The organism is Martinezella tropici (assembly GCF_008370325.1).
Lineage (GTDB): Bacteria > Pseudomonadota > Alphaproteobacteria > Rhizobiales > Rhizobiaceae > Rhizobium > Rhizobium tropici_B.
Map to the genome: position 1 here is coordinate 406230 of NZ_VNIP01000004.1, position 25435 is coordinate 431664.

A 25435-nucleotide genomic window follows, 5' to 3' on the forward strand; every position below is an offset into this window, starting at 1 on the left:
ATGCTGGACACTGCCCTGATCAAACAATGCGCGGATCCCTCCCTCAAACCCGCGGTCGTCGAGCAGTTCGTGGCGGCCGCCGGTTCGACGGATCCGCTTGCTGTTACTGTCAAATCGGACGGCCGGTTAATCCTTGTGCCGAAGGCGACGTCAGCCGATGAGGCGATGGTGATCGTGAGGCAATATGTTGGGCACGCGGTCGTTCGCGTCGGCTTGACACAGTTTCCGGCTGGTGTGGGCGCCAGCGACACCTCCGAGCTGAAACCCGACCTCGTCGAGCCGTGTGCCAACCTTCGCATGGGAACGGCGATGTTTGCCAAAATCCTCCGAATTGTGACTAAGTGGTATGGAAACCCCAAGAGCGAGGAGGTCTTCCCTCAGATATTCGATGACGCAGTTTACGCCTGGAAGACGGGCGAGTTTGAGGGGGAGAGCGTCTTTCACGCAGCGGATCCGGGCCAAGCGGTAGCCGAGCAGCCCAGTAGAGCTGTCCAGCGCGATGCGCCAACGGCGGCCGATCAACTTGTCGAGCCAGTCGCGTCTTCTCAATCGAAGGTCCAAGACGCCGGTATCCGGATCGATCTCTCTCGGATCGGTGGCCAGCGTTAGCGTTCGGTTCGTCGTCCATGCGGGTGCCGGGGTTTTATTTAAATTTGGGCCGAATGCAGAAAATTGGTGCGATTCAAATGCATGGTATTAGTGTAATTCCCCCGGGATGTAGGTCCGTGCCGGCAAACCCTCCAATTTGACAGGAGTGCGACCCGAACGAGGCCGGCCCTACTTTTAACTTAGCCGGGCCAAAATTAAAATCAGCCGGACGCGTACTTTAAATTAGCCGAAAACTCGATTGATGATAGCCGATGACAGACTCGCCGCCACCGAAAAGCTGATTGAACGAAAAGCCCGACCGATCGTCGAAACTGCGCTGGCTGACACACGTGTCGTGCTCATCGCCGGGCCGCGGCAAGCCGGAAAGACGACCCTTGCGCGACAGGTCTCCGGCTCCGATCGTCCATTTATCACCCTCGACGATGTTGGAACGCTGAATGCAGCGAGGACCGATCCGATCGGTTTTATCCGAGGCATTAAACGGGCCGTGATTGACGAGGTGCAACGGGCGCCCGAACTGATACTTGCGATCAAGGAAAGTGTTGACCGCGATGACGAGCCCGGCCGGTTCTTGCTCACAGGCTCAGCCAATCTGGCGACCGTTCCGGCGATTGCAGACTCGCTTGCCGGTCGTATGGCCGTTGTCCCGTTATTGCCATTTGCTCAATCTGAAGTCCGATCAACACCGGGTCGTCTGCTGGATCGGCTGTTCGCCGGCGAGGAGCCTTCCGCCGGGGAGGACACCGTCATTGGCGACGACCTGATGGCGACCGTGCTGCAGGGCGGCTATCCCGAAGCCTTGCGTCGGCCGACGCCCGGTCGGCGGACTGCTTTGCTGGAAGATTATGTGAAACTGATCCTCGACCGCGACGTGCGTGATATCGCCAACATCGATCCGTTGGACCGCCTTCCGCGGCTGCTCGATGTCCTAGCGGAGCACGCCGGACAATTGGTCAATCACTGCAGTTTCGGTGCGGCGCTCGGAATGTCGAGCATTACCGCACAGAAATACGTTGCCATCGTTGAGCGCCTCTTTCTGATCAGGACACTTGTCCCGTGGTCCAATGACCGCTTGAACCGGCTCGTCAAGACACCAAAGCTTCACTTTCTGGACACGGGCTTACTTGCCACTTTGCGCGAGGATGAAGTGGGTCTTTTGCGCGACGACAAAACTCGATTTGGCGCTCTGCTTGAAAGCTTGGTGGTTTCAGAACTGCTGAAGTTGGCATCGTGGTCAGACCGGCGCTTATCCTTTTCGCACTACCGGACGAGAGACCGAGATGAAGTCGACGTCATCATCGAGGATCGGCGCGGCCGGATTGTTGGAATAGAGGTAAAGGCGTCTGCAACGGTGAAGTCTGGGGATTTTCGCGGGTTGCGCCAGTTACAAGACGCGGTCGGCGATCGTTTCGTGCGTGGGCTTGTCTTACACGACCACGATCGAGTGACGCCATTTGGAGAAAAGCTCCAGGCCGCACCGCTATCTCTCCTCTGGACAATGTAGTCGCGAGCGAGCGGCGTCGGGCGCTAAGACGCTGCCTCAGGCGTTCCTCGTTTCACAGACGTCATCGCGCTTAGATGGACGCGTTCATTGATGAGAAATCTCACGTATCCTTGCCTGAAGGTTTCGGCGAACTAGCTTTGTCGGGAGGAAAACGCTTCACTGACTTCGCCTTCAAACCTTGTTCGGACAGCTTTTTTGACCGTCCTCTAGCCCGATGAGCTGCCGCCCAGATTTCAGCGAGTTCAACCATGCGCGCGGTGACGGAAGGGTAAGACGATGTCTATCGTAAAGGTCTGCGACGATTTTTGTCAGTCCAGGATCGTGGTTTCACTTCTTTTCCGGCCGCCGCTTCAACAGATCAGACGCTTCTGTTTCCAAGGCTGACGCCAAGCGATCCACCACGTCAATACTGGCATTGTATAGGCTGCGTTCCAGTGAGCTGATGTAGGTACGGTCGAGACCAGCTCGATGCGCGAGTTCCTCTTGCGACAGACCTTTGGCCCGCCGCGCAGCTTTCAGGTTTCGTGCAAACACCTCTCGAATCTCCATGATCGAGAGAGCAACGGCTTGCAGAGTATTTCACCACGGAGTATACTCTACAAATCTGTTCTGTATTTAGAATCAAGGCCCTGGGCGACGCATAAGGCTTCTGCTGTTGGGCGATGAACGACAGAAAAATCAATCTCCCTTCCGACTAGCGAAAAATTGGTAACCGATTGCAAGCATATATGATGCGAACTAAGCCTCGGTTCCTGGCGACCGCAAAATGAAACAGGGGGAGACAAGGATGAATGACGCCGGCTCATCCGAGGCAGACGAACAGGCCGTGAGTGCATCTCGCTATCGATCGATGCAAGAATCGGAGCTGGAAGCGTTGGCTGTTTCCACAATCCTTGAACACCGCCGACTTCTCGTCGCGGACGAAGCTGTCTATGACGAATGGACCCGTGCGACCGCCGACCCATCGGTCTCCCGCGATGTCCTTGCCAGCCTGCAGGACGAATATCTCGCGCGCCAGAAGACATCCGAGGCACAGCAGCAAGAGCTTTCGGAAATCATCGACATTCTCGGTTACGTTCCCGAGGTTCCGCTCGACGACGAGAAGTGACGGTTAGACCAATCCGTGATCCTTCGCGATCGCGACGAGTTGCGGAACAGTTGCAGCTTCGAGCTTGCGGCGGGCGTTATCGAGATAATGCTGTACCGTTCTCGCTTTGATCCCTGTAAGGGAGGCGGTTTCCGGAGCGGTTTTGCCTTTCGCGGCCCACATGACGCACATGGCTTCTCTGGGAGAAAGCAATTGCTTTGGCGCGAAAATGGTAGAGGCAGCGATGATTTTCAGGCCGTAGTGAACCGCGAGAACCGCATGAACCGCCTTTTGCGGATCCCGAAGCTTCGAAATGTCCGCCGACTGTGCTGACGAGGCGAAGGTCAGCATCATCGTGGAGCCAAAGCTTCCTCTGATGGGTATGGTTACGCCGCTACGAATGCCGTGTTTGATTGCTTGGTCTCGAAAGCGCCTGAGATCAGAGAATCCACGCGCGGGCCAATCGTCGGCTCTCCAGGTAAACATTTCCATGCGACGTTTGGCTTCGATGACGACCGGGTCTATTAGCGAATAACGGCTTTCGAAATAGACCCCCTGCCATTCCTCCGGATACGAATTGAATGTTTGGATTTCCAGACCCTCGGTCCGTAGATACGCGAAACGCTCGAAGCCACATGAATGTGTAAATGTGTTCAGAGCGCTCTTGACCAAGCGATCATCGTGGGCGGTCTCAGTTATATCGATGAGAGAGCGAAGATCACTATCCATAAAGTTGTCTCCAGTCCGATTGCCTCAGTCCTCCCTTTTGACCGTTCACAGAGTGCCGGGGTTCCGCGACGCCAGATCATCGCAGCGACCGCAGCCTCCCGCCGCGACTCGCATCTTCCCGGTGTTTGTGAACGTTTTATGATAACTTTATTCGCGCTTAACGGGTACTGATTTTTTCGCCTTAAGGGCAGGATCGGCGGTCCGGGATCAAACTGCGGTTTCGACAGTCGAAAACGGAAAGCGGGTCCCTTTCAGTACGATTCTTTGGCAGCAGGGCACGTTGCGCGGCCTTAAGCAACATGAAGCTCAACGTTCGCACCACCTAGGGCAGCGGCCCCTCATGTCGGGGCGGGACTTGGTGAATCCTCATATTGCTCACGCTTCCTTGGTCGGCGATGTTGGGGATTATGCATTCTGTCGGACTCGGATCAGGCGCATTCAGATCTCAGGCACGTCTGGCCGCCAAATTCGAGAAGATTCGATCGGGACAAGGAAGATCATTGGAAAGCGGCGAGCTAGGAATGGGTTTCGTCAAACGCTTCACTGCCCGAGTCATGGGCTGATGACGGGGTCGCATGCAGAGGAAACACCTTTCTGTCGAGGCCGGTTATCATCCGCGCTGAAGGCAGTGGAAGGTGTGGGGCACGCTGACGAGCTGGACTTGGTCCTCGCAGAAATTCGCCAGGCCTATGGCTTTGCGCATGCAACACTCCTTGTCGTTCGTGCCGGGATTTCTCCCCGTCCCTATCCGTTCTTTTGCACGACCTATCCATCTGAATGGACCGCCACCTATCTGCGAAAAAATTATTTTGAGATTGATCCTGTCATCGCGATCAGCCGTACCGGCTTTCTCCCGGTCGACTGGTATGTCCTGCGCGGATCATCCGAAAAAGGTAAAGCTTTTTTGAGTGATGCAAGAGCGTTTGGCGTCGGCAGGCATGGCCTCACCGTGCCCGTGAGAGGGGCAAACGGAGAGCGTTCTCTTTTTTCGGTTACGTCCGATATGAGCCGGTCGAACTGGCGGAGACTTCGCGATTCAAGCATCTGCGAACTGCAGGTCTTCTCCCAATATCTGCATGACAAGGCGGTGCTTATTTCAGACCTTCGGGCAAGCGGCGCGCACGACGTGCTGTCTCGACGCGAGCGAGAGTGCCTGCAGCTTATTGCCCGCGGCGAGCCTCCCAAGCGGATTGCCGCGACCTTGCAGATTTCCGAAGGCACGGTACGACTTTATCTCCGCCTGGCTAGACGCAAGCTCGGTGCTAGGACGCTTTATCAGGCGATCGCAAGGGCAAGTCTTCTTGAGGTCATCGATGTATGAGGCCGCCGCGCAGAGGCCCTTCGAGTGCTTTCCACAACTGACAATTGCTGTCCGTCAATCTGATAAAATCGTCAGATTGCAGTGATCCGTCTCTTCAACGAGATCTGTGCAGCGGGGGCCGTCGCGTCAGGAAGCCTGTCGACGGCCCCTTCGGTCGAGCCGCGATCCATTCGCGATGCGGCCGTTCCTTTCGGCAAAATTGGAAGGTTTGCACATGGTGGATCGGCAGACCATTGAAGCTTGGCGAAAGGCTCCACGCCTTAACGCCTTCGCGCCATTCTTTGAGCGAACCGCACGCGGTCTCGGTGGAATGCCCGATATAGGCACTCCCAAACCCGACATCTCGCTTCTGGAGTTCGATCTCGACTGCATGGTGTTCTGGGACACGCACCGCCGTCTTTGGGGACGGTTCGACAACCACTATTTCGCGAGCATTCCCTATCGGCTGGAAGAGGAATGCCGATTGGCCACTGCCATGCTCTTCTTTGCTCTGAGTGCCTGGGCACGAAGGCGGCGAGCCGCCACGGTTTATACACTCGGAGCTGGAGCGGGAACCCTGGCAAGAGCGCTGGCACGTCTCGGCGACGGCAGACTGAAAACCCTATGCTGCAGCCCGACGGACGGCAATCGCGTCAGTTTCTTCGCCCGGCGCGGAAGTGAGCATGCGCATTTCCATCACGGTCCCTTCTTCGACCTGGACGACGAACGATATGAGACGGATGAGAATCTCCAGCCCTTCCGCGAGGGTTACGACCTACTGCTCGAGGACACGACCTTTCAAATGTACGGTCGTGATCGGAAGGAGCAACTCGCCGTCATCGCGCCTCGAATTCGAGCCGATGGCCTGCTCATACAGGTGCAAAAGATCGCGAATGCGGACATCCAGGCGTATCTGGAACGTGAGCGCCAGAAGGACGAACAATTCAAGCCGCGCTATTTTTCACGGACCGAGATCGTCGCCAAGAAGCACGAGATTCTCGACACCATGACGAAATTCCAGGTGGATTTGGAGAGTTCGATCGGCGCGTTAAGATCGTACTTCAGTTATTCGGTCGTTACCTGGAACAGCGGCAATTTCTACACGATCGTCTCATCCAATTCGCCCGCCTCGCTGCGACGCTTCCTCATCTCGATGCTAAAGCCCGCGATTCCAAAGGAATATTGCTACGAGCAGCTGCCTCTCGTTTTCGTGCGCGAGTCGGCGCCACCGCTCAAGGAGCGGTGGGGGTGGCGGCCTGCGCGCTCGCCGGTGGCGGATCCTGACGCCGTGAAATGAGGATCCAATGCAAGGGAGCCAGGCTCGCATGGATGCAAGTCGCAATTGCTATTTGAGCTTGGAGGACCTGAGACATACCTTGTCGCATGTCATGCCCGGCATTGGCCAGTTCTGGAGCCGTCAGCTCAAGGATTACGCGCGGGCTCTCTACCAGGTCGAGGGCCATCGAACCGGATGCGTTATCCGTGACGATGCGATGATCCGTCTGCAAGCGTGTGTCGAACGAGCAGCGCTGAGGTCAGGTGCGGATCGCCCGCAAGCGCGAGAGGCCGCGGATCAATTGACCGCGGCTCCGGTCATTCAAACTGGACCGCATTGCCATCTGTTGATAGAGCCTGATGCCTTCTACACACATCTGTTCAGCTTGCTTGGTCTCAATGCTCACCGACTTCGGTGGCACATCTGGTATGGCGCCTCCACCGTCAAATTCATCGAGAAGGCGAAGAAGGGTCCCGGCTGGCTTGATCTCGACAACGAGGTGATCAATGTCTTCGGCCTTTCGAGAAGTCGAATGGACGCCGACAGCTTGTGCGGATCGAATGGCATCTACCGATTCCTGCTGTCGGGGAGCGAAAGAGGCGTAGGCGCCAACGCGTCAGCGGCGAGGTTGAAGGCGATCTTGCCGAGCAAAGGCTTCATATCTGCCGCTGAGGCGATCAAAGCCGGAAATCAAGCGCTATGGGCGCGGTCATTTCCAGGGCAGATCCGGCTGCTTCAGCTTGACGACATCGACGTCGCGGATCTCGTGGCCGATCACCTTGAGGATACGGAGTCATGGCTTTGGAAATGCCTCGGTGGAGATGCCGCATGTGCCACCGCCATCCTGCAGGCGATCGATGAGCTTGACGCGGGGCCGTGGAAAGGATGGATACGGAGAACGACAGACCTATTTTGGGGATTGGCCGGTGGCCGGATCTATCCCCTGCGGCTGAAAGATGGCGCTCTTTCGAACGTCAAGGCATCCCGCCCAGACGTGATGTTCGAGCCCATGAGTATTGCTGCGGCGCTTCGACAACGAAGAATCGTGCCAAGCCTGTTCATGACGTTCCTCGTCATCTCCTTTCTCCCGGGAACGCGCGTTCTCGGTGGATGCCGTCAGGTCGTCTACTATCCTCTCATGCGCCATGTTCTTGCGACCGCGCTCGGGAAAACAGGTAAAGCCGATCTGTTGAACTCCCTTCGCGCTGACATCCGTCCAGGAGTATGGGGACATCGCGTGCTAAAGCCGCATAATGGTTATCCCTTCGCGGAGTTGGAAAACGAGACTGTGATGGATCTGCTGGAGATCTACGGTGAGCAGCCGCTGGGCGACGCGTGCGGTGATCTCGCGAACTTTACCGGGGATCCAATTTGGGCAGGGCTGACAGGCCGCATGAACAACGGAGAAATCCGCGTTCCGATGCCAGAGTGGCAGTGGGCACGGTGGACGTAACAGACTCCCTTGAAGAAACTGAACGTGCGGCCCCGCCCACTCATTATGACCGGCTCTACCCTACGGGAGATGAACATGCCAACGGACGCAAGAGGGCTGTTGATCAGGCAACTATCAATCGACGACATCGAGATCTTCCGCCGCATTCGCCTCGAGGCACTCTCGTGCGATCCGTCCTCATTTGCGAGCCTTTACGACGATTGGGCGGATCTTCCGGACCAGGAATGGCATAACCGGTGGAGCGATCCGGTTTTCGTCGCATTCGTCAACGGGGAACCTGTTGGGATGATGGGCCTGTCGCGACAGCGCCCAGGGAAAATGGCGCATCGCGCGACCCTTCGGAGTGTCTATGTGCGAAAGGGTGAGCGCGGATCAGGGGTTGCTGCCGATCTTCTGGTCACGGTTTCGGATTATGCAAGAAATCTTGGAATTCTGCAGTTGGAACTCGCGGTCAACGCCGAGAATATCGTCGCGATGCAATTCTACCGGCGCCATGGATTTGTCAAGGTCGGCCGCATTCCCGGCGGGGTGCTGGATGGCGGCAGGGAAATTGACGACATTATCATGGTTCGGCGACTGGACGGGTGAGCGGCTCTCACGCCCCTCCCCAATTGCCTACATTGGAAATCAATTATCTTTGTCGAAAAATGATGAAAGTCCGCTTACCTCGAATATCGATTAAGATGGCCGCAGGCTCATCAAAAATGCGAGTTCTGCATCGAAAATCAGTTACCATCCGAGATCGATATAGAAATCCAATTGGAATCCCCCCGAGACAGGGCTATCTGCCGAATAAGCAACGGCCCGCTCGCTTCACCACGTCGGTTCTTTCTCGGACACGACGCCGTCACCTTGAGAGCCTTGGCCAGACGATAATTCGTTTTCATCGAACGCGTGGCGACGCAAAAGCTTAAAAATCGCTTCGTTTATGTCGCGTCCGTCGAGGAGGCTTGGATTGTCGCACAACACATCAATCGTCCGCTGAGCAAGGCGTTTTGCGACCGCCTCGGACTTGGCAAATTTGCGAGCCCAAAGCACCAAGGCTTCGCGGAAATTAGGATCATCTGGAATAAATGCGTATTTCCTAAAGGGCATAATACCGCTTCCTCGGTCTTGCAGGCGGGAGCACGTATAACCCCTCAGTCGCCACCGCCTACTTATTCGGTTGGCGACGATGCTTCATCTTACGCTTTGAGAACGAGGAGTCTACTCATTCCTATGAGCGAGGAGAGCTTTCACGAGCTCTAAGGCCTAAGTCCTTACTCGGTCGGGACTTTGGTCCATGTTCATGAGCAGCGCGCATGGCATACTACATTTAAGGCGCAGGTTAGCGCGTCTCGGCTGTATGTAAATCGGAATGGAAAGACATGAAAAGAATTGTAATCGCAGTGCTGGCGCTCACAATGACCTTGGCTGCGTCGCCGGCATTCTCCCAGGTCTACTTTGAATATGGAGTTGGGCCTCGCTACGATTATGATGCGCCGCCGCGCTATTATCGCGATCGACCCGCCTACGCAGATGACGGATACTATGACGGCCCGCGCTATAGGCACCATCGCCGGTGCTGGACAGAGAGGCGCTACGGCTACCGCCATCATCATCGGGTCGTGGTGCGCGAAACCATTTGCGAGTAGCCGGCGCGAGAACATAGTTCTGATTCCACGTGTTCGTCCCCAGACGCGAATGGTGGCATTCACAAATCTGTCACGCAATGATAGATTGAGCTGCCCGAGTTATTGAACTCCAGTTCACCCCGACTCGCGCTCTCAACGGTACTCCTGTTGCTGCCCTGCCTGGCCCCACCCGGCAGGGCGGTTCTGTTTGAGGCAATTCGGACGTTAATTGGGCGGCGCAGTTTGATATGCAGGTAAGCGGTGGATCTTATTACACGCCCGCGCCGCGATATCTGGGCAACTGCTGTTCCTTTACGACCGTGCGGCGGTGGAACGTCATGTGGTAACCGCAGCGCCATGTCCCGGCCCGGTGGCTGGTGACAGTAATGGCCGCTTTGACTTCAATGGTCGCGCTAGTACCAATCGGCCAAATCATGTGATGGCTATACGCCTCGGATACCACCCATGTGGGCAGCTTCACTAAACCCCTGGTAGGTGTCATCCTACTTGCTGCCGGATTGGATGCCACCCCCGATCCGGCGGAATGCAGTCCGACGGCGCTGCCCCCAATCAAATGCGTCGTCGGACGCTTCGATGCCACTTATCGTTGTCGCATGATGGCGGTTGCCATATATCGCATCTACCTACGCCTGAATCCAAACCGCCAGCCGGAGTGTCTGATCTGCTCGGAGAAGACTTGCACGCGCCTGATCGTCCAGGCTCCCTTCAGCGTGGTCCACACATAAGCCGCACTCCGGTTAAGCGTCCAGCTTCGATGAATGAGACCGAATGCGCTTGCCTCGATCGTGCCCAGTTGCACGAGGGTTTCGATTACTTCGTCAGCCTCTACTTTCAGATCCTCGCGATTGAAATGCCATGTCGCGTCATGGCGGCGGCGAAATTGCTGAGCAACATCGCTCAGGAGCTGCTGGCGGCCGATCACCGAGCCGTCGACCTGCTGATAAGCCAGGTCGAGTGAGAATAGCGCGCCATATGCGGCTATGTCCCGATCGAGATATGCCGCACGCGCTACGGCGTGACGTTCATCTAATTGCTCTTCAACGCTCCTTGCCAGGACCATCGTCTTTTCCATGCAAGCGAGAGAAGCTCTCCGGCGATTGATCAGCTAGAGTGGCGTGTTCGGGGTGATCGTGCTTTTGACGGTCTATGCCACGGGCTTCTTGAAACGAACACCAACTCCGCCGCCATTTTCAGGAATGAACTCAATACCGGCATTCTCGAAGGTGATTCTGATCAGTTTGAGGTTCGCTGCTGTAATCGATGGTTGCCCATCTTCCGATTCCGAGCGGCGTATCGTCGTAACACCAATGCTTGCAGCTTTCGCAAGATCTTCTGCTGACCACCGGAGCAGCGCCCTGGCTGCCCGAATTTGAGCTCCGGTTATTCCGTTCATTTTTTTCGATTTCTCATTGAAGACTTTACGACAAGATGATATGAAAACGACAATGACGGCTGAAAACGGTGTCTTCACCACCGAGTTCAGCCTGACCACAACCCAAGCTGTCAGGAGCTCGGATCATGGCTGATTCCGACAATAGCAGAACTTTGCCTAGGGTCACGCAGGGAGACCTCCATTCCTTCGTGGCGGCGTCTTTTCCCACACATCCTGGGCTTGTCGCCCGGCTTACGGGACAATTGGATATCCAGAATGACGATCTCGCCTTTGTCATTTGGCGTCAATGGTGCGCGGCGCGGCACCGATTGATCGAATCATGCCTGCGGCAGCAAGGGCTGGAAAAGAGACTGCTCGCGATGGTTGGCACGCCATCCGACACGCCCGAGGCCTGGAAGGCCGCCGACCGGGAGATCGGATATAGTGAGGCGGTCCAGGAAGAAGAACGAGTGGCTGCCTCGGAGGACGAGGTGGCCGACATGCTGTGGGATACGCCAGCGGAATCGATCGTCGGCGCGACCGCGAAGCTCCACGCCATGCTCGCCAAGTGGCAACCTTCCGTTTCGAGCGAAGAGTATCCTTGGCCACAGCTCCGTTCCGTCATCGCCGATTTGCTGAAGATCGACGCAGAAATATCGTCTCGCGGTAGCGTACGCCGTCAGGTCAAGGCGACGATGCACGGCGCGCTTCGCGGTGTTTAGCACTACGCGACCGCCGAAGATCGCGTTCACGGTTTGGATCCGTCTTTAGGATTTCCATCACTTTCCGTTTGGATATGCCTTGGATTGTCCGCTCGCCTTCCCAGGGTTTGGCGCAGGAAACCTCTGACGTTTGCAATCGGAGTGATTGCGCTTTGGCGTTGCCAATCGGAAGAACCGGCGAAGCCAAAAGGTGCCAGCGCGATCCGTGAGGAAATCATCTCAACAGACGCGCGCAGCGGGACCGCTTCCACAGCGACGGCGCCGCGCCAAAAATCAAAAAAGGGAACTTCATGATGAAATTCGAAAATCCATTGCGTCGGCTCATCCTGTCTGCACCGCTGATCCTGCTGGCGGCCTGGAACGTGCTGGCCGGGCCGGCGCAGGCTCAAGAGCTGCGGATCGCGACGTCGTACAAGCTGATGACGCTCGATCCACATTACGCAAATCTCAACGAGAATACCTCGTTGCTGTCCCATATCTACGAACGGCTCGTCTATCAGGATGAGCATCTTGAACTCAGGCCCGAGCTTGCGGTCTCCTGGCGCGCCGTTTCCGACACGCAGTGGGAGTTCAAGCTTCGGGACAATGTCCGCTTTCACGACGGCTCGGCTTTCACGGCGGACGACGTCGTCTATACGATCGAACGCATCCGCGATGTCCTGAAGCCACCAAGCGGCGGCTTTCGATCCTATCTGTCCGGAATCAAGTCGGTTACGGCAAAAGATCCCCTCACCGTGGTCATCGACACGGACGGCAATCTCCCGAACCTGCCGCTGTCCTTCTCCTCGATCTTCGTGATGCACCGCCCGGCGCAAGGGTTTCTGACAACCGACGAGCTCAATGCCGGGCGTCCCCTCGGTACGGGACCTTACAAGTTCGAGAGCTGGAGTTCCGGTGAGACGCTGAAGCTCGCCAGGAATGACGACTACTGGGGCGGCAAGCCCGCCTGGACGGCGGTCGCCTTTCGGGTCATCGAAAGTCCCGCCGCACGAGTGGCGGCCTTGACTACCGGCGAGGTCGATGTGGCGGACGCCATTCCGGCGCGCGACGTGGCCACCCTGAAAGGTCGCGGCGTCAGGATTGCCAGCGTCGGCGCCGCCCGGATCAATTTCCTGCAGTTCGACGTGGGAAAAGACACCCTTCCTGGCGTGACTAGCAAGTCGGGCGAGCAAATCCCCAATCCGTTCAGGGATCCCACCGTCCGTCACGCACTCGCCATGGCGACCGATCGGGGAATACTGGTCGACAAGATTCTCTCCGGCTATGGAACGGCTGCCGTGCAGGTCTTTCCGAATGGCCTGCCAGGTACCTCGGCAAAGCTGCAGCCTGAGGCTCCAAACTATGAAGAAGCCAAGGCCCTTCTCGCGAAGGCTGGCTTTCCGAACGGCTTCAACGTCGTTCTCGCCGGACCCGTTGGCCGTTATCCCGGTGACGCCGAGAGTCTCCAGGCCGTCGCGCAAAGTTGGGCTCGCATCGGTGTAAGCGTTCAGCCGGTTGCCTCGCCGTTTTCGGTTTTCAACACCAAGCGGGCCGCCGGCGACTATGCCCTCTGGTACGGCGGCGCTTCTGGCGAAGCGGTCGATATCATCCTTGATGCTCTCCTGGCATCGCCAAGCCCTGGACGCGGACCGGTGCCCTGAATTTCGGGCACTATCGCAACGAAGCATTCGACGCGATGCTCGCAAGGGCGGAAAGCATCCAGGACGGCCCGGAGCGGAACAAGGCGCTCGCCGCGGCGACAGAGTTCGTGATGGCCGACCAGCCGATCATTCCTCTTTATCACTTCCACCACATCGTCGGTTACGGCCCTAGGGTTGTCTCCTATGTGATGCATCCCCGCGGCTGGACCACAGCGATGCAAGCGCTCGCGGCGACGGAGTAGACGATCATGGCCCTGGTTTCAGTCGCATTTGGAAGGCTTTCGCAAGCTCTCCTTCTCCTCCTCGCCATGTCGCTGATCGGCTTCATCGGCCTCCACAGTGTCGGCAACCCGGTCTTCAGCATCGTCAACATTGAAACCGCCACGCCGGAGGATATCCAGCGTGCAACCATTGCGCTCGGACTGGATCAACCGATCTGGCGCCAATATCTCCTCTTCCTCGACAGTATCGTGCGCGGAGATTTCGGGACGTCATACATCTATCATCTGCCGGCCTTCTCGCTGGTCATGAGCAAGCTTCCCGCGACGCTCGAGCTCGCTTGTATCGCGATGCTCATCGCGGCTCCGGCCGGAACAGGAGTGGGGCTCCTGGCCGGCCGGAGGAAGGGCGCCTCGCTCGACAAAGCTATCTTGCGATCGAGCGTGTTCGCGCTGAGCATTCCCTCGTTCTGGCTGAGCATGATGCTGATTCTGACCGGCGCCGTTCTGACTGGCTGGTTCCCGTCAGGCGGTCGGGGGACGACCGTGGCCGTCCTTGGGGAGGAATGGAGCGTGTTCACCGGAAACGGCCTGTGGCATCTCGCCCTTCCCGCTCTGGCCCTCGCGATACCGAATATCGCGCTGATCGCACGGCTGTCGCGATCGGGCACGATCGAGGTCGAGAACCTGGACTTCACCCGGTTCTGTCGCGCCAAGGGGCTTTCCCCGCGAAGGATACTGCTCCGCCATACGCTTCCGAACATCAGCGTGCCGATCGTCACGATCATCGGCCTGCAGTTCGGCGGCATGCTCGCCTTCGCGGTGGTCGTGGAATCGATTTTCGCGTGGCCGGGCGTCGGCAAGCTGCTGATCGATTCCATCCAGCTTCTCGACCGACCAGTGGTGGTGGCGACGCTGACCTTCATCGCGGTCGCCTTCGTTCTGCTGAACGCCCTTGTCGACCTCTTCCATGCCGTGCTCGACCCGCGCGTGCGCCTGTCTTCTTAAGGTGATCCATCATGAAAGCAGAAATTCTGAAAGCGTTGAAGAAGCGTCCGCAGCGCCAAGTCCTGACCGCATCCAATATCCTGCTTACCGCCTATATCCTGATCGCCCTCGCCGCGCCGGCGATCGCTCCGCAAAATCCCTATGATCCGCTGCAGGTCTACGGTTGGGAGGCATCATCTCCACCGGGTACGCAGGGGAGTGGCGGCTATCTTTACCTGTTAGGGACGGATGGACTTGGTAGGGATATCCTTAGCTGCATCCTCTATGGGTTGCGCATCAGTCTGGTCGTGTCAGTCACGAGTGCCGCTATCGCAGCCTTGATTGGGCTCACGGCCGGAGTCAGCGCGGCCTATTTCGGCAAGTGGGTCGACGTCGCGATCATGCGGCTGGTCGACTTGCAGCTCAGCCTCCCAACGATCCTGATTGCGCTGATCGCCATCGTTACCCTTGGACCTGGAATAGACCGGATCATTCTGGCCCTGATCATTGCCCAATGGGCGACCTATGCCAGGCTGGCGCGCGGCATCGCCTTGAGCGAGGCCCACAAGCCCTATATGGACGCGGCCCGGCTGCTGCGGATGCCGACGTCGCGGATTATCTTTCGCCACCTGCTGCCGAATAGCATCGGCCCCGCCGTGACCCTGATACCGATCGAGATCGGTCACGCCGTCGCGCTCGAAGCAACTCTGTCGTTCCTGGGCCTCGGCATTCCGATCGACAAGCCGTCCCTGGGTTCCACCGTCGCGAACGGATTCCAGTATCTCATGACCGGGCAATACTGGATCAGCCTGTTCCCCGGCCTTGCTCTGTTTGGCCTGATCGCCAGCATCAATCTGGTCGGCGAGGATGTTCGCCGACGCCTCGACCCAAGGAGCCGTGCGGCATGAGCGAAGAAAACGTGAAGGCACCACTGCTTCAGGTGAGAAACCTTGGCCTTCGTCACCTCTCCGTCTCCGGGCCAGCAGCTATCCTGAGCAATGTGAGCTTCGAGCTTGGACGCGGCGAGATCCTTGGCATTATCGGCGAGTCAGGAGCGGGAAAATCCACGCTCGGCAATGCCGTGCTCGGCCTGCTCGCGCCGGAATTCCAACAGATATCCGGAACGATCGAATTCGACGGCCGGTCGTTCGAAACTGTGACGGCGGTCGAACGGGACACCATTCGCGGGCGGCGGATATCGGCGATCTTTCAGGATCATACGTCCTCGCTCGATCCCCTGATGAGCGTTGGAATGCAGGTTGAGGAAACAATCCTTGCGATCGACGGATCTCTTTCGCGGCGCCAGGCTCATGCATGTGCCCTCGAACTCCTGGTCCGCGTCGGAATTCCCGAACCGGAACTCAGATATCGCAATTATCCGCATCAGTTCTCCGGCGGCCAAAGGCAGAGAATAGTCATAGCCATCGCGCTTGCGGGCTCTCCCGACATCATCATCGCCGACGAGCCGACATCGGCGCTGGATGCCACGGTCCAGAAGCAGATACTCGGGCTTCTTCGAAACCTCGTCGACGAAACGGGCGTCTCGATCATCCTTGTCACGCATGACATGGGCGTTGTCTCCGAAATCACCGACCGGGTCCTCGTCATGAGGAAGGGCCAGGTGGTCGAGCAGGATGAAACCGCGGCTATCCTGGATACCCCTCGGAACGACTACACGCGCCATCTGCTGGCGGCGGTCCCGCGGCTGAGGATCTCCGCGGCGGCTCTGAATGCGGACAATGATGGTGGCCGGATCGCTTTCTCCGAGACGAGTAGCGGCCAGGATATGCTTCTCGTCACGAAAGGTCTCTCGAAGACCTTCTCGCCGGCAGGCTTCGCATGGAGCCTTGGCGGCACCAAGCCGAAGTTCGCGCTGCGTGACGTCAACATCCAATTGCGATACGGCACGATCACAGGGATCGTCGGTGAGAGCGGGAGCGGCAAGACGACGCTTGGCCGTATCATTGCTGGCTTGGATACGGCGGCGGGCAGCATCACCATCGGCGGAAGCGAGTTCGACGTTGAGAAGAGCGGCCGGCGCAGCGGTCTTCTCGGTCGCGTGCAAATGATCTTCCAGGACCCCGCCATGTCGCTCAATCCCAGGATGACGATTGACGAGACGCTGCGCGAAAGCATCCGATTTGGCGGAGATTTACGCCGCGGCGAGGATCCTGCCGAGCTGGCGACCATGATCGATCGGCTTGGTCTCGCCCGAAGCTTGCTCAGCCGATATCCGCATCAGCTCTCTGGCGGCCAGAAGCAACGCGTCTGTATCGCGCGGGCGCTGCTGGCAAGGCCGCAAATCATAGTGGCGGACGAACCGACATCGGCTCTCGATGTGTCGGTACAGGCCGAAATCGTCAAGCTCCTCAAGGATACCATTGCCGAGCAGAACATGACGATGATCTTTATCTCCCATGATCTGGCCGTCGTGCAGCAGCTCTGCAGCTCCCTCTACATCTTCAGGGATGGCCGGGTGGAGGATGCCGGGCCTTGCGACCTCATCTTTTCGAAATCCCACAATCCCTACACGCGCGCGCTCATCGGCGCCCGGCCTCACCGCTTCACGGCTTGAGCTTCGATGAGCCTCATCGACTGAGCGTCGCCGCGCGCCTCAACATTGGTTTACGGAAATTGGCGGCCGTCGCCGCCACGAAAGGTGACACATGAATGACAGGTTCACATTGGCCGTAACGGGCCAATCGCTCATAAAGCATGACATCCGCGATATCCGCAGTCCTGCCTTTGAGCAGGTTCGCTCCCTGCTTCGCCAAGCGGATCTCTCGTTCACCAACTTCGAGGGAACGATCCTTGGAAGCCATGGAGGATGGCCTCTGAAGGGATCGTTCTTCGGGTGCAGTGGGCCGACCGTTCTGGATGCTCTTCGGTCCATCGGATTTGGTGCACTTTCGCTTTCGAACAATCATGCCTTCGATCTTGGGCCTCCGGGCGTGCTATCGACGCTGGAGGAGGTGGAAAAGCGAGGTTTCCTCCATGCCGGCCTTGGCCGAAACGCTCAAGAGGTCTCGCGGCCGGGCACCCGGACGGTCGGCGGTCGGCGCATCGCCATTGTCGCGATGGATGGCGGCCCTGGTCCGGATTTCATGTATGCGGCGGATGCGGATGACAATCGTCCCGAACGTCCGGGGGTGAACAGGCTTGGACTGTCGCAGGTGATCCAGGTGGATGCCGCCGCCTTCCGACAGATCAGCATCATCCGGGAGAGGGTTGGGTACACGGCGATCGATCTTGCCAATGACAGCCAGCCGGACGACCCTCGCCGTCTGACCGGAGACTCCGAGATCAATATCGGGCGGACGGTGTTCACGAGGTCCGGCGGCTTTGGCCGTGGCGTGAAGGTCGATGAGGCTGATATGGCGAGGAACCTGGCGGCGATCGCGTCCGCGGCCTCGGACGGCTCCCTGGTTATTGCTTATCTGCATCATCATCACTGGGCCTCCGACTGGTATCAGGTTCCCGAATGGGTCAGCGGCGTCGCGAAACAATGCATCGATTCTGGTGCCGCGATGTTCATCAGTCACGGCGCCCCGGTTCTGCAGCCCCTGGAGATCTATCGCGGCCGGCCAATTTTCTACAGCCTTGGCAATTTTATCTTCCATGTGCGCTCGGAGAAGTCGACCTGGACGGCACCAGAGGTCTGGGAGAGCATCGTCGGCCTATGCTCTTTCGATGAAGACAATAAGCTCGTCGACATTACGCTTCATCCCGTCATCATCGGAGGTGAGGACGAGCTCGGGGGTAGTTTGCTGGAGCGTCGCCTGGCCCCACATCTGGCAACCGGAAAAAGTGCCCAAAGAATCCTCCATCGGTTTTCTGAACAATCCGCCAGCTTCGGCGTCGATGTCGGGTTTTCCGGGGGTATCGGCGTTGTTCGGATCTAACCGGTGGGATGGCACAACAAGGGACCCCCCAGGATCGACCGTGGTTCCAAGTGGTCGCCGAGTAGCTGACCGTCGGCGGACTAGGAGATGGATATGGAAATTCGACAGGAACTTGTCGGCCGGTTTTTTCGATATACCGCGATCGAAAGCCAAAGCATCAGCCGCTCCCGATCGTTGCCCTCCTCGCCCGGGCAGCTCGAGCTCGCCGTCTTGCTGGCTGAAGAGTTGCGAATGCTCGGCGTCGATGACGTCAAGGTCGATGAGCATGCCATCGTCACGGGCGTAAAGCGTGGGCACAGGCCAGATGCTCCGCGAGTAGGCTTTATCGCCCATCTCGATACGGTCGATGTCGGTCTCTCTCCCGTCGTTCGGCCGCAAATCTTGCGGTTCGACGGCGCGGACCTTTGCCTTAATGCTCGGGAAGACATTTGGCTGCGTGTCGCCGAACATCCGGAAATCCTCCGGTGGCTCGGAGAGGAAATCATTTTCAGCGACGGCACCAGCGTCCTGGGGGCGGACAACAAGGCAGCGATCGCGGTCATCATGACGCTTCTCGCCCGCATCGATGCGCAAGGCCCTCACGGCGATATCTTCGTCGCCTTCGTGCCGGATGAGGAAATCGGGTTGCGGGGTGCCAAGGCGCTCGATCTTACGCGCTTTCCCTGTGATTTCGCCTATACGATCGACTGCTGCGAGCTTGGCGAAGTGGTGCTGGAGACCTTCAATGCCGCATCCTGCGAAATTGTCTTCACCGGTGTCAGTGCACATCCGATGTCCGCGAAGGATACTCTCGTGAATCCGCTGTTGATGGCGATTGATTTTATTTCCCACTTCGACCGTCGGGACACACCCGAACGCACGCAAGGTCGTGAAGGCTTCCTCTGGTTCAAGGATCTGGTCGCGAACGACAGCGAAGCGAAATTGATCGCCCTGATCCGGGATTTTGACGAGATCGGCTTCAATGAGCGCAAACGCCGGATCGTCGAGGTCGCGGATCTGATTAGATCGCGGTATCCGAGTGGCGATGTTCGCTGCCATTTGACCGAGACCTATCAAAATATCGGCAGCAGTCTTTCCGACGATGTTCGCGCCACGGCTTTTCTGCTCCAGGCTCTCCGAGATCTCCGGATCGAAAAGAAGCTCTTGCCCATGCGTGGAGGCACCGATGGCGCCGTGCTTTCCGCCCGAGGGATACCAACGCCGAACTTCTTTACCGGGGCACACAATTTTCATTCCAGGTTCGAGTTTCTACCCATAAAGGCCTTCGAAAGATCGCTGGATGTTGCCTTAAGGATATGTCAGTTGGCTGCCTGCGCAGCGACCACACGGCGAGATTGGGAATAGAGCGATTTGCCGGATAATTACGGCACATCGCCTGCCGTCTGCTCTTCCTGCGGGAATGACGCGGCGCAGAGGGTTCCACACGAAAATCTCTCGAAGATCCATATCCGGATAAACGCCGAACTAAAGTGCACGGATTTAGTGGAATTCAAAATCATCAAATTAGTGCAACGGTGATGCACCGGATGGGCGGCCTACTTATCACATACCGTTGGGGAGGCGCATATAGCAAATCGAATGGTTCGCGACATGGCCGCTAAATCGCATGACTTCAGGTCGTTGGTGGATGCAGCCGCGTGTCCAAGGCAAAAGTTTCCTGAAATTTCAGCGAATAGGCGCCTGTCGCGCCGCCCGCGAGAAAGATCAGATTCCAGCTATGTGGCGAGACCGAGCTCGGAATTGCCACAAATTGGTGGCGTCGAAGCAGATCGTCGCCGAAGGCTCGCTGTCCTGCGCCGGGAATGCCAGGACGCAACCAATTGGGATTTGGCACGCTTGCCGGATCGACGGCATGAACATCACTCGTATCCGTGACGACGGCGGCAGTCATTTTATGCGCCACGATATCCAGAGCGCGAAACCCCTTATGGACCGCGATCTCGAGGATCGCTGTCGCGGGGTCGAGAGAGCAATAGACCGCACGTGTCCCCTTACTGTTCCAGCGACCACCAACCCGATAAGCACCTTCTCCGCTGTCCCATGTCGACGCGTGGACGGCCTGGTCCAGCCGCCACGCGATCAACTCGACCCCGCCGAGCACAATCGGCAGAAGGGTCATGCATAGACACCGTACTCAAGACGACCAAGATGATCTTCGACCAGCTCGACGCCGGCGGGCGTTCCGAGGAGATCGATTGGGCAGCGCTGAGCAAGCCCGACCGCAGGCCGCCCCAGCCATTGCTCGGCTTCCGCCTGAGGCCATGATCATTCTCCTGCGTCATCTGTCGTAATGGATTTCAAATCTAGCGGCGATGATCTATGCCAAATGCACCCACGACGTCGCCCCAGGTTATTCAGGCTATGGGTGGGCGGGTCGCGATATGCCTATGGACATGAGATACGGACGGAAGCGCTGGCGGATTGTCGAAGCTGCTTCTACCCCCGATAGGCAGCCGGGAAGACTATATCCTGGTCCACCAAGACGTTGAATTTATAGCCCGGCCGGATTTGGATTGTCGGCTGAACGTTGAGGTTCTTCGAGATCGTCTGCTCCGCCACACGGCCGAAGCTTTCCGCGAAATTTCGTCTGGCGGCGTCGGACGCGGTTTCCTGCGTCTCAAGCGTCGAGCTCTGTGGCATCGACATGTCGATCCCTGTTCCGATCAACGCGATCAACGCGGCCGATCCGAAGCTGCGCCAGAGGTGCCGGTCGACCTTGTCAGCAAAGCCGCCATAACCTTCGGCGTCCGTGCCTGCCATGCCACCGATCTGGAGGGTCGATCCGTTTGGGAAAATGAGGTCGGTCCATACGACCAGCACGCGCTCCTGCCCAAACGAAACCTTGGAATCGTATCGGCCGAATAGCTTGGCGCCTTGCGGGACGAGCAGACGATACCCGGTTGCGCTGTCATAGACGTTCTGGCTGATCTGCGCGGTGATACGCCCGGGAAGATCGGAGTTGAGGCCGGTGATCAAAGTGGCGGGAATGATCGATCCTCGCTTCAGTTCATAGGGCGACATCTGCGGCACGATCTTATTCGGCAGATAGCCAAGAGCCTTGATATCCTGATTGAGGAAGTCCTCTTTCGACGTCTGCCCATTTTGATCGACGTTCTGCCCCATGAGGCCGGATTTCATGGCGGTCGCATAGAGGTCAGATGCACTGTTCGGTGCTGCCGTTGAATTCTGCCGACTGCTGTCGGTGGCGTTTTCCGTCTTCTCGACATCGGAAATATCGACCTTCAAAGGCGAATCGAGTGCGGTGGCCTGCGCCTGGAGGCGTGCCATCCGCTGGCGCTGGGCTTCGCGAATATACTGCTCGTCCTGCTCCTGCTTCAGCCGAGCCTTCCATTCCGCACCGGACTCCAGACTCGGTTGCCGATCTGGCTGCTCTGTCGACCGGCGATCGATGACGGGTTCCTGCTTCTCGATCTTTTGCTCCGTGGCAGGCGTTGGCTGGAAACTCTCCCGCTCCGCCGGCTCGCCAATAATTCCGTCGGTCACGCCGCGCTTGAGCTGGTCGCCGAAACTTGTGGCAGGGGTGTTGGAGGCGCCTTCTATGCCGTTGTCACGATTGAAGGAGATCCCTCGCCATGACAAGCCGATGACGACAAAGGCGATGAAGAGCGCGATGACGATGATGGCGACGATGATCGGCAATCGATTGAGCCGACGCATGCCCTTCTCAGCATCGGCCTCAGCGGACGCACCAAGTTGGAGCGATTGGACCATCATATCCTCCCGTCAGTGGGCTGCATGATCGACAGGGGGCTCGCAGGCACGGCGCCTGTGGTGGACGCGGTGTAGACCCGAGTGAGAGCGATTGAAGACGTCGACAGTCGGGCGAGCACCTGGCCATCAACGCCATCCACCGAATAAGTGAGTTCGACCAGCTTGACGTCCTTGCCGACTTTCCCGTCAGTGATCACTGCGTAGCCCCAGCCTTTGAGGGCGGCCTCGAGCGCAGTCGCGAAATCAGACTTGTCGTTGTTCATCTTGATGGTAACGGAATTGGCGGGGCCGATTTGCTCGGAAAGCCGGCTTGCCATATCGCCGGCGATTGCGCTCACGGCGGGGCCGGTCATAGAAACCGGTGCGGGGCTACTGGTCGACGCATCGTCCGGTGTCTGGCATCCCAAAAGAAGGGCGGCGATGACCAAGGGGAAAAGCGTCCGCATTGATCAGCCTCCCCGCCGGATGGTGATCTTCTGCTGGCGCCAGCCGACGCCGGAAAGGAGGATCGCCTTGTCCACCGCGTAGTCGATGATCATCATATCGTTCTTCATTCGATAGTTGACGATACGGTTCTGGCCGCCGGAGACGACGAACAGCACCGGTGCATCCTGTGCGGAGATCGACTTCGGAAACTGAACGTAGGTCTTGACGCCGTCCGAATAGACTCGCGTTGGCTTCCAGGGCGCGCTGCCACTGAGCGAATATGAAAAGTTCAGCTTGTCGGATGTCGTCCCGGCAATTCCGCCGGTCTCGAGGCGGGAATTGATATCGGCGAGCTTGGTCGAAACGTCCTCCGGATACTCGAAACCGACCCGCGCCATATACTGGCTCGCATGGGACTTGAGCTGGATGTGATATGTGCGTCGCGACGTCGTCACCACCATCGAGGTGATGAGACCGGGCTCCGATGGCTTGACGATCAGGTGGATCGCTTGCCCACCGGTCGCACCCGAAGTCGCTGGCTCGACCTTCCAGCGAACCGTGTCGCCGACCAGGACGTCGCGGACGATCTCTCCACCCTGCAGCTCGATGTCGCAAACCTGCAACGGTGAGCAGACGACGGAGGGCTGCGTTTCACCGAACAGGAAAATGACCTTTCCGTCCGGTCCGGTGGTCACCAGGCCAGGCGATCCGCGCCACTTGCCCGACAGCCTGGTACCTTTGGCCTCGTTCGATGTCATGTTTTGAGCGTGGGCACCACTCACGAAGAAGAGTCCGGCCATGCAGCCGGCGGCAGCGACCAACCGAATTTTATGCATTGAAAACCCCCTGCCTTAAAGCTGTGCCGTCCAGTCGAAGTCCCGGACATAAAGACCAATCGGATTGAGGCGGATCGTGGCCTCGTCCTGCGGCGCTGTCAGTGCGACCGTCGCAATCCCGCGAAATCGCCGTGTGCCCGTTTCCTTGCCCTTGCGGTCACGTTCGTATTCGGTCCAGTCGATCTGATAGGTCTGGTTCGAGAGAGCCACGATGTTGTTGACCTCGATGGCGACCGTTGCGGTCTTTGCCTTCTCGAACGGCGAATTGCCGCGGAACCAGGCGTTGACCTTCTCCGTCGACGGATCGGAGGTGCGAAGCAGGGCATATGTCCGGTCGATATATTGCTTTTGCACTACGGCATCCGGTGTAATCGAACGGAAGCTGATGATGAAATTGCCGAGCGTCGCCCGCACCACCCGCGCATCGGCATATTCGATCTGTTCGGGGAAGCCGGCGGTGACCGCCGTGCCGAGCTTGTCGACCTGGACGATGTAGGGCACGAGCTTGACCTGGGTGCTGAGATACATCGAATATCCGAAGCCGATGACCGCCATGGTGAGGCCCAGAATGCCGACGATGCGCCAAGCGGCTGCCGCCTTGACATAAGATCCGTATCGTTCCGACCATTCCTGCCGTGCGGCAAGATAGGGGTTTTCGGGGGCGCGGTTCGCTGCCATCGATCATCACTTTCTGATTGCTGTTAGTCTTTGCGTTCGGGGGGCGAGTTCGGCCCGCCATGCCCGCCACGGCTCTGATCCAGCTTGGCGTTGGCGAGCCCGAGGATCGAGCCTGCATATGCGCCGGGCGAACCGATCGCTTTCTCGCGTGCCGCAGAACCTGCGGCTTTCCCGGCGGAACCGATGCCGGCGCCCATGCCTCGGAGCGCTGCAGCGGCAACGGATGAACCTGCGGCTCTATTCGCTTGCGCTATGGCGAGACCTGTTCCGGCGGCACCAGCCGCGAGAAACCCTGCACCTGCTGCAAAAGATGCTGCCTGCCCACCATGGCGGATCGTCTCCATGCCTCCCGAAACAGATGCTCCCTGGACAACGCCTTGAATAATGCTCGGCACATATATCGCGATAATGAAAACAACGACGGACATGCCGGCGATCGCCAATGTTGTCACAAATTGCTCTGAAGACTCGACCGGAGCATTCGCAAGACCGAGAAGGGCTTGTGACCCGATCCTGGCGATCATCACCAATGCCATCAGTTTCATACCGACGCCGAAGGCATAGACGAGATAGCGGATAGCGAAGTCTTTCGTAAAGGATGAACCACCAAGCCCAAGCATGATCATGCCGGCGAGCAGGCCGACATACATCTCAACCATGACCGACACAAAAATCGCGGCCACCAGCGAAAAGCAGATGACGACAACACCCATCGCCAGCACCGCCGCAATTGCCAGCGCATTGTCCTCAAACAGGCCGAATTTCACTTGCTGCGACATCTGCGATGCTACCCGAATGCCCGCGTCGAAGATTTCGGCGGGCGACGCTGAGCCACCGCCAGCGCCGATATGGAAAAGACTGTCGACCACCGCTCGCGCGAAGGTCGGACCTTGGGTGAGAACGAAAGCAAAAAAACCGATGAACATGATCCGCCGGACTAGTTCGGCGAACCAGCTATCGAGAGAGGCAGCCTGAATTGCGAGCCAGACGGCGGCTATACCGATCTCGATCGTGGCCAGGATCCAGAACAGCGATTTAGCCGCCTCCATGATGGTGGTTTCCCATTCTTTGGCGGCGGTCGAGACCTGGTTCTCCAGTTCGGTCAGAATGTGTCCCTCCTGCGCGAAAGCAGGCGCGGTGAAGGTGATACAAACAAGCCCTGCAATCAGAAGCGGCTGCGCAAGTGTAATCCTCACCATCTCGGTCGCATCTCCTGGCCCTTCTTGATTGGGGGGAGCTCGTTGCTCGGGCCGAAGAACCTTTCCCGTGCCGCCTGCTGTTCCTTGGTGAGCGCAGGCTTGCAGCTGTCTCTGAAGTTGATGATCAGCAT

The 25435-nt window shown here is 58.1% G+C and carries 27 protein-coding genes and 3 pseudogenes; 15 read left to right on the top strand and 15 right to left on the bottom strand.

The features are described from left to right. Positions 1–609 carry a TraH family protein gene (locus tag FP026_RS07645; protein WP_149634011.1) on the top strand — a complete coding sequence of 203 codons (609 nt, stop codon included), beginning with the start codon at positions 1–3 and terminating at the stop codon, positions 607–609. Positions 610–850: 241 nt separating this feature from the next. Next, positions 851–2113: an ATP-binding protein gene (locus FP026_RS07650; RefSeq protein WP_149634012.1), complete on the top strand. Its 1263-nt coding sequence runs from the start codon at positions 851–853 to the stop codon at positions 2111–2113. A gap of 100 nt (positions 2114–2213) precedes the next feature. On the opposite strand, the pseudogene FP026_RS30930 reads toward FP026_RS07650, so the two are convergent. After that, positions 2214–2384: pseudogene (locus FP026_RS30930) on the bottom strand (DUF433 domain-containing protein); the annotation flags it as partial. Positions 2385–2440: 56 nt separating this feature from the next. Beyond that, positions 2441–2662: a helix-turn-helix domain-containing protein gene (locus FP026_RS07655; RefSeq protein WP_149634013.1), complete on the bottom strand. Its 222-nt coding sequence runs from the start codon at positions 2660–2662 to the stop codon at positions 2441–2443. 238 nt (positions 2663–2900) lie between these two features. On the opposite strand from FP026_RS07655, the gene FP026_RS07660 reads away from it, so the two are divergent. Further along, positions 2901–3221 carry a transcriptional repressor TraM gene (locus FP026_RS07660; protein WP_149634014.1) on the top strand — a complete coding sequence of 107 codons (321 nt, stop codon included), beginning with the start codon at positions 2901–2903 and terminating at the stop codon, positions 3219–3221. A gap of 3 nt (positions 3222–3224) precedes the next feature. Here FP026_RS07660 and FP026_RS07665 read toward each other — a convergent pair whose 3' ends face one another. Then, positions 3225–3929, bottom strand: a complete 705-nt coding sequence (locus FP026_RS07665; protein WP_149634015.1) for an autoinducer binding domain-containing protein — start codon at positions 3927–3929, stop codon at positions 3225–3227. A gap of 661 nt (positions 3930–4590) precedes the next feature. Here FP026_RS07665 and FP026_RS07670 point away from each other — a divergent pair. The 4 genes from FP026_RS07670 (at position 4591) to FP026_RS07685 (ending at position 8546) form a co-directional block, all read left to right on the top strand. Next, entirely contained in the window at positions 4591–5250 is a 660-nt protein-coding gene (locus tag FP026_RS07670) for a LuxR family transcriptional regulator (protein WP_246665280.1), read from the top strand. Positions 5251–5464: 214 nt separating this feature from the next. After that, complete coding sequence (locus FP026_RS07675; protein WP_246665281.1) at positions 5465–6526, top strand: class I SAM-dependent methyltransferase; 1062 nt, start codon at positions 5465–5467, stop codon at positions 6524–6526. Between the two features lie 28 nt (positions 6527–6554). Further along, a complete protein-coding gene (locus tag FP026_RS07680) occupies positions 6555–7958 on the top strand; it encodes a hypothetical protein (RefSeq protein ID WP_149634018.1) in 1404 nt (467 codons plus the stop codon). Positions 7959–8033: 75 nt separating this feature from the next. Further along, positions 8034–8546, top strand: coding sequence for a GNAT family N-acetyltransferase (locus tag FP026_RS07685; RefSeq protein ID WP_149634019.1), 513 nt, complete (start codon positions 8034–8036; stop codon positions 8544–8546). Between the two features lie 225 nt (positions 8547–8771). Here FP026_RS07685 and FP026_RS07690 read toward each other — a convergent pair whose 3' ends face one another. Continuing rightward, a complete protein-coding gene (locus FP026_RS07690) occupies positions 8772–9053 on the bottom strand; it encodes a hypothetical protein (RefSeq protein ID WP_149634020.1) in 282 nt (93 codons plus the stop codon). A gap of 272 nt (positions 9054–9325) precedes the next feature. Between FP026_RS07690 and FP026_RS07695 the strand changes: the two genes are divergently transcribed. After that, positions 9326–9592, top strand: a complete 267-nt coding sequence (locus FP026_RS07695; RefSeq protein WP_149634021.1) for a hypothetical protein — start codon at positions 9326–9328, stop codon at positions 9590–9592. A gap of 619 nt (positions 9593–10211) precedes the next feature. Here the strand turns inward: FP026_RS07695 and FP026_RS07700 are convergent. Together FP026_RS07700 and FP026_RS07705 are read right to left on the bottom strand one after the other, a co-directional pair. After that, on the bottom strand, positions 10212–10652 hold the full coding sequence (locus FP026_RS07700) for a hypothetical protein (RefSeq protein WP_149634022.1): 441 nt from the start codon (positions 10650–10652) through the stop codon (positions 10212–10214). 84 nt (positions 10653–10736) lie between these two features. Beyond that, a complete protein-coding gene (locus FP026_RS07705) occupies positions 10737–10985 on the bottom strand; it encodes a helix-turn-helix transcriptional regulator (RefSeq protein WP_149634120.1) in 249 nt (82 codons plus the stop codon). A 125-nt stretch (positions 10986–11110) separates the two neighbouring features. Between FP026_RS07705 and FP026_RS07710 the strand changes: the two genes are divergently transcribed. The 5 genes and pseudogenes from FP026_RS07710 to FP026_RS07730 all read left to right on the top strand — a co-directional run bounded on the left by FP026_RS07710 (position 11111) and on the right by FP026_RS07730 (position 17106). Then, a complete protein-coding gene (locus FP026_RS07710) occupies positions 11111–11686 on the top strand; it encodes a hypothetical protein (RefSeq protein ID WP_149634023.1) in 576 nt (191 codons plus the stop codon). 293 nt (positions 11687–11979) lie between these two features. Beyond that, positions 11980–13568, top strand: a pseudogene (locus FP026_RS07715) (ABC transporter substrate-binding protein). Between the two features lie 6 nt (positions 13569–13574). Then, positions 13575–14552 (top strand): ABC transporter permease, encoded by a 978-nt coding sequence (locus FP026_RS07720; RefSeq protein WP_149634024.1) that lies wholly within the window; start codon positions 13575–13577, stop codon positions 14550–14552. Between the two features lie 11 nt (positions 14553–14563). After that, entirely contained in the window at positions 14564–15439 is an 876-nt protein-coding gene (locus tag FP026_RS07725; protein WP_149634025.1) for an ABC transporter permease, read from the top strand. Then, complete coding sequence (locus FP026_RS07730; RefSeq protein ID WP_149634026.1) at positions 15436–17106, top strand: dipeptide ABC transporter ATP-binding protein; 1671 nt, start codon at positions 15436–15438, stop codon at positions 17104–17106. The genes FP026_RS07725 and FP026_RS07730 overlap by 4 nt, the downstream gene beginning before the upstream one ends. A gap of 13 nt (positions 17107–17119) precedes the next feature. Here the strand turns inward: FP026_RS07730 and FP026_RS30530 are convergent, their stop codons facing one another. Next, on the bottom strand, positions 17120–17353 hold the full coding sequence (locus FP026_RS30530) for a hypothetical protein (RefSeq protein WP_246665292.1): 234 nt from the start codon (positions 17351–17353) through the stop codon (positions 17120–17122). Between FP026_RS30530 and FP026_RS07735 the strand changes: the two genes are divergently transcribed. Together FP026_RS07735 and pepT are read left to right on the top strand one after the other, a co-directional pair. Next, entirely contained in the window at positions 17252–18433 is a 1182-nt protein-coding gene (locus FP026_RS07735; RefSeq protein WP_246665288.1) for a CapA family protein, read from the top strand. The two genes, FP026_RS30530 and FP026_RS07735, sit on opposite strands and share 102 nt — an antisense overlap. Before the next feature lie 93 nt (positions 18434–18526). Continuing rightward, positions 18527–19777 (top strand): peptidase T, encoded by a 1251-nt coding sequence (pepT, locus tag FP026_RS07740; protein ID WP_149634028.1) that lies wholly within the window; start codon positions 18527–18529, stop codon positions 19775–19777. A gap of 268 nt (positions 19778–20045) precedes the next feature. Here the strand turns inward: pepT and FP026_RS07745 are convergent, their stop codons facing one another. The 8 genes and pseudogenes from FP026_RS07745 to trbK all read right to left on the bottom strand — a co-directional run bounded on the left by FP026_RS07745 (position 20046) and on the right by trbK (position 25435). Beyond that, positions 20046–20552: an RES family NAD+ phosphorylase gene (locus FP026_RS07745; RefSeq protein WP_149634029.1), complete on the bottom strand. Its 507-nt coding sequence runs from the start codon at positions 20550–20552 to the stop codon at positions 20046–20048. After that, positions 20549–20689, bottom strand: a pseudogene (locus tag FP026_RS07750) (antitoxin Xre/MbcA/ParS toxin-binding domain-containing protein); the annotation flags it as partial. The pseudogene FP026_RS07750 and the gene FP026_RS07745, both read right to left, overlap by 4 nt. 180 nt (positions 20690–20869) lie before the next feature. Beyond that, the gene (gene trbI, locus FP026_RS07755; RefSeq protein ID WP_149634030.1) at positions 20870–22165 is read right to left on the bottom strand and encodes an IncP-type conjugal transfer protein TrbI; all 1296 of its coding nucleotides are present in this window, start codon (positions 22163–22165) and stop codon (positions 20870–20872) included. Further along, positions 22165–22611 carry a conjugal transfer protein TrbH gene (gene trbH, locus FP026_RS07760; RefSeq protein ID WP_149634031.1) on the bottom strand — a complete coding sequence of 149 codons (447 nt, stop codon included), beginning with the start codon at positions 22609–22611 and terminating at the stop codon, positions 22165–22167. Before trbH ends, trbI begins: the two co-directional genes overlap by 1 nt. A 3-nt stretch (positions 22612–22614) precedes the next feature. After that, positions 22615–23427: a P-type conjugative transfer protein TrbG gene (gene trbG, locus FP026_RS07765; protein WP_149634032.1), complete on the bottom strand. Its 813-nt coding sequence runs from the start codon at positions 23425–23427 to the stop codon at positions 22615–22617. Between the two features lie 15 nt (positions 23428–23442). Next, complete coding sequence (locus FP026_RS07770) at positions 23443–24105, bottom strand: conjugal transfer protein TrbF (protein WP_149634033.1); 663 nt, start codon at positions 24103–24105, stop codon at positions 23443–23445. A gap of 23 nt (positions 24106–24128) precedes the next feature. Continuing rightward, on the bottom strand, positions 24129–25304 hold the full coding sequence (gene trbL / locus FP026_RS07775; RefSeq protein ID WP_149634034.1) for a P-type conjugative transfer protein TrbL: 1176 nt from the start codon (positions 25302–25304) through the stop codon (positions 24129–24131). Next, entirely contained in the window at positions 25298–25435 is a 138-nt protein-coding gene (trbK, locus tag FP026_RS07780) for an entry exclusion protein TrbK (protein ID WP_348642309.1), read from the bottom strand. Before trbK ends, trbL begins: the two co-directional genes overlap by 7 nt.

Excerpts from the sequence above, each read along its gene's own strand:
- trbK (WP_348642309.1), bottom strand. The coding sequence starts at position 25,435 with ATGCTGATCATCAACTTCAGAGACAGCTGCAAGCCTGCGCTCACCAAG.
- FP026_RS07705 (WP_149634120.1), bottom strand. The coding sequence starts at position 10,985 with ATGAACGGAATAACCGGAGCTCAAATTCGGGCAGCCAGGGCGCTGCTC.
- FP026_RS07680 (WP_149634018.1), top strand. The coding sequence starts at position 6,555 with ATGGATGCAAGTCGCAATTGCTATTTGAGCTTGGAGGACCTGAGACAT.
- FP026_RS07645 (WP_149634011.1), top strand. The coding sequence starts at position 1 with ATGCTGGACACTGCCCTGATCAAACAATGCGCGGATCCCTCCCTCAAA.
- FP026_RS30530 (WP_246665292.1), bottom strand. The coding sequence starts at position 17,353 with ATGGCTTCCAAGGATCGTTCCCTCGAAGTTGGTGAACGAGAGATCCGC.
- pepT (WP_149634028.1), top strand. The coding sequence starts at position 18,527 with ATGGAAATTCGACAGGAACTTGTCGGCCGGTTTTTTCGATATACCGCG.
- FP026_RS07725 (WP_149634025.1), top strand. The coding sequence starts at position 14,564 with ATGAAAGCAGAAATTCTGAAAGCGTTGAAGAAGCGTCCGCAGCGCCAA.
- trbG (WP_149634032.1), bottom strand. The coding sequence starts at position 23,427 with ATGCATAAAATTCGGTTGGTCGCTGCCGCCGGCTGCATGGCCGGACTC.
- FP026_RS07655 (WP_149634013.1), bottom strand. The coding sequence starts at position 2,662 with ATGGAGATTCGAGAGGTGTTTGCACGAAACCTGAAAGCTGCGCGGCGG.
- FP026_RS07660 (WP_149634014.1), top strand. The coding sequence starts at position 2,901 with ATGAATGACGCCGGCTCATCCGAGGCAGACGAACAGGCCGTGAGTGCA.
- FP026_RS07665 (WP_149634015.1), bottom strand. The coding sequence starts at position 3,929 with ATGGATAGTGATCTTCGCTCTCTCATCGATATAACTGAGACCGCCCAC.
- FP026_RS07770 (WP_149634033.1), bottom strand. The coding sequence starts at position 24,105 with ATGGCAGCGAACCGCGCCCCCGAAAACCCCTATCTTGCCGCACGGCAG.
- FP026_RS07675 (WP_246665281.1), top strand. The coding sequence starts at position 5,465 with ATGGTGGATCGGCAGACCATTGAAGCTTGGCGAAAGGCTCCACGCCTT.
- trbH (WP_149634031.1), bottom strand. The coding sequence starts at position 22,611 with ATGCGGACGCTTTTCCCCTTGGTCATCGCCGCCCTTCTTTTGGGATGC.
- FP026_RS07700 (WP_149634022.1), bottom strand. The coding sequence starts at position 10,652 with ATGGTCCTGGCAAGGAGCGTTGAAGAGCAATTAGATGAACGTCACGCC.
- trbI (WP_149634030.1), bottom strand. The coding sequence starts at position 22,165 with ATGGTCCAATCGCTCCAACTTGGTGCGTCCGCTGAGGCCGATGCTGAG.
- FP026_RS07690 (WP_149634020.1), bottom strand. The coding sequence starts at position 9,053 with ATGCCCTTTAGGAAATACGCATTTATTCCAGATGATCCTAATTTCCGC.
- trbL (WP_149634034.1), bottom strand. The coding sequence starts at position 25,304 with ATGGTGAGGATTACACTTGCGCAGCCGCTTCTGATTGCAGGGCTTGTT.
- FP026_RS07730 (WP_149634026.1), top strand. The coding sequence starts at position 15,436 with ATGAGCGAAGAAAACGTGAAGGCACCACTGCTTCAGGTGAGAAACCTT.
- FP026_RS07650 (WP_149634012.1), top strand. The coding sequence starts at position 851 with ATGATAGCCGATGACAGACTCGCCGCCACCGAAAAGCTGATTGAACGA.
- FP026_RS07720 (WP_149634024.1), top strand. The coding sequence starts at position 13,575 with ATGGCCCTGGTTTCAGTCGCATTTGGAAGGCTTTCGCAAGCTCTCCTT.
- FP026_RS07710 (WP_149634023.1), top strand. The coding sequence starts at position 11,111 with ATGGCTGATTCCGACAATAGCAGAACTTTGCCTAGGGTCACGCAGGGA.
- FP026_RS07745 (WP_149634029.1), bottom strand. The coding sequence starts at position 20,552 with ATGACCCTTCTGCCGATTGTGCTCGGCGGGGTCGAGTTGATCGCGTGG.
- FP026_RS07695 (WP_149634021.1), top strand. The coding sequence starts at position 9,326 with ATGAAAAGAATTGTAATCGCAGTGCTGGCGCTCACAATGACCTTGGCT.
- FP026_RS07685 (WP_149634019.1), top strand. The coding sequence starts at position 8,034 with ATGCCAACGGACGCAAGAGGGCTGTTGATCAGGCAACTATCAATCGAC.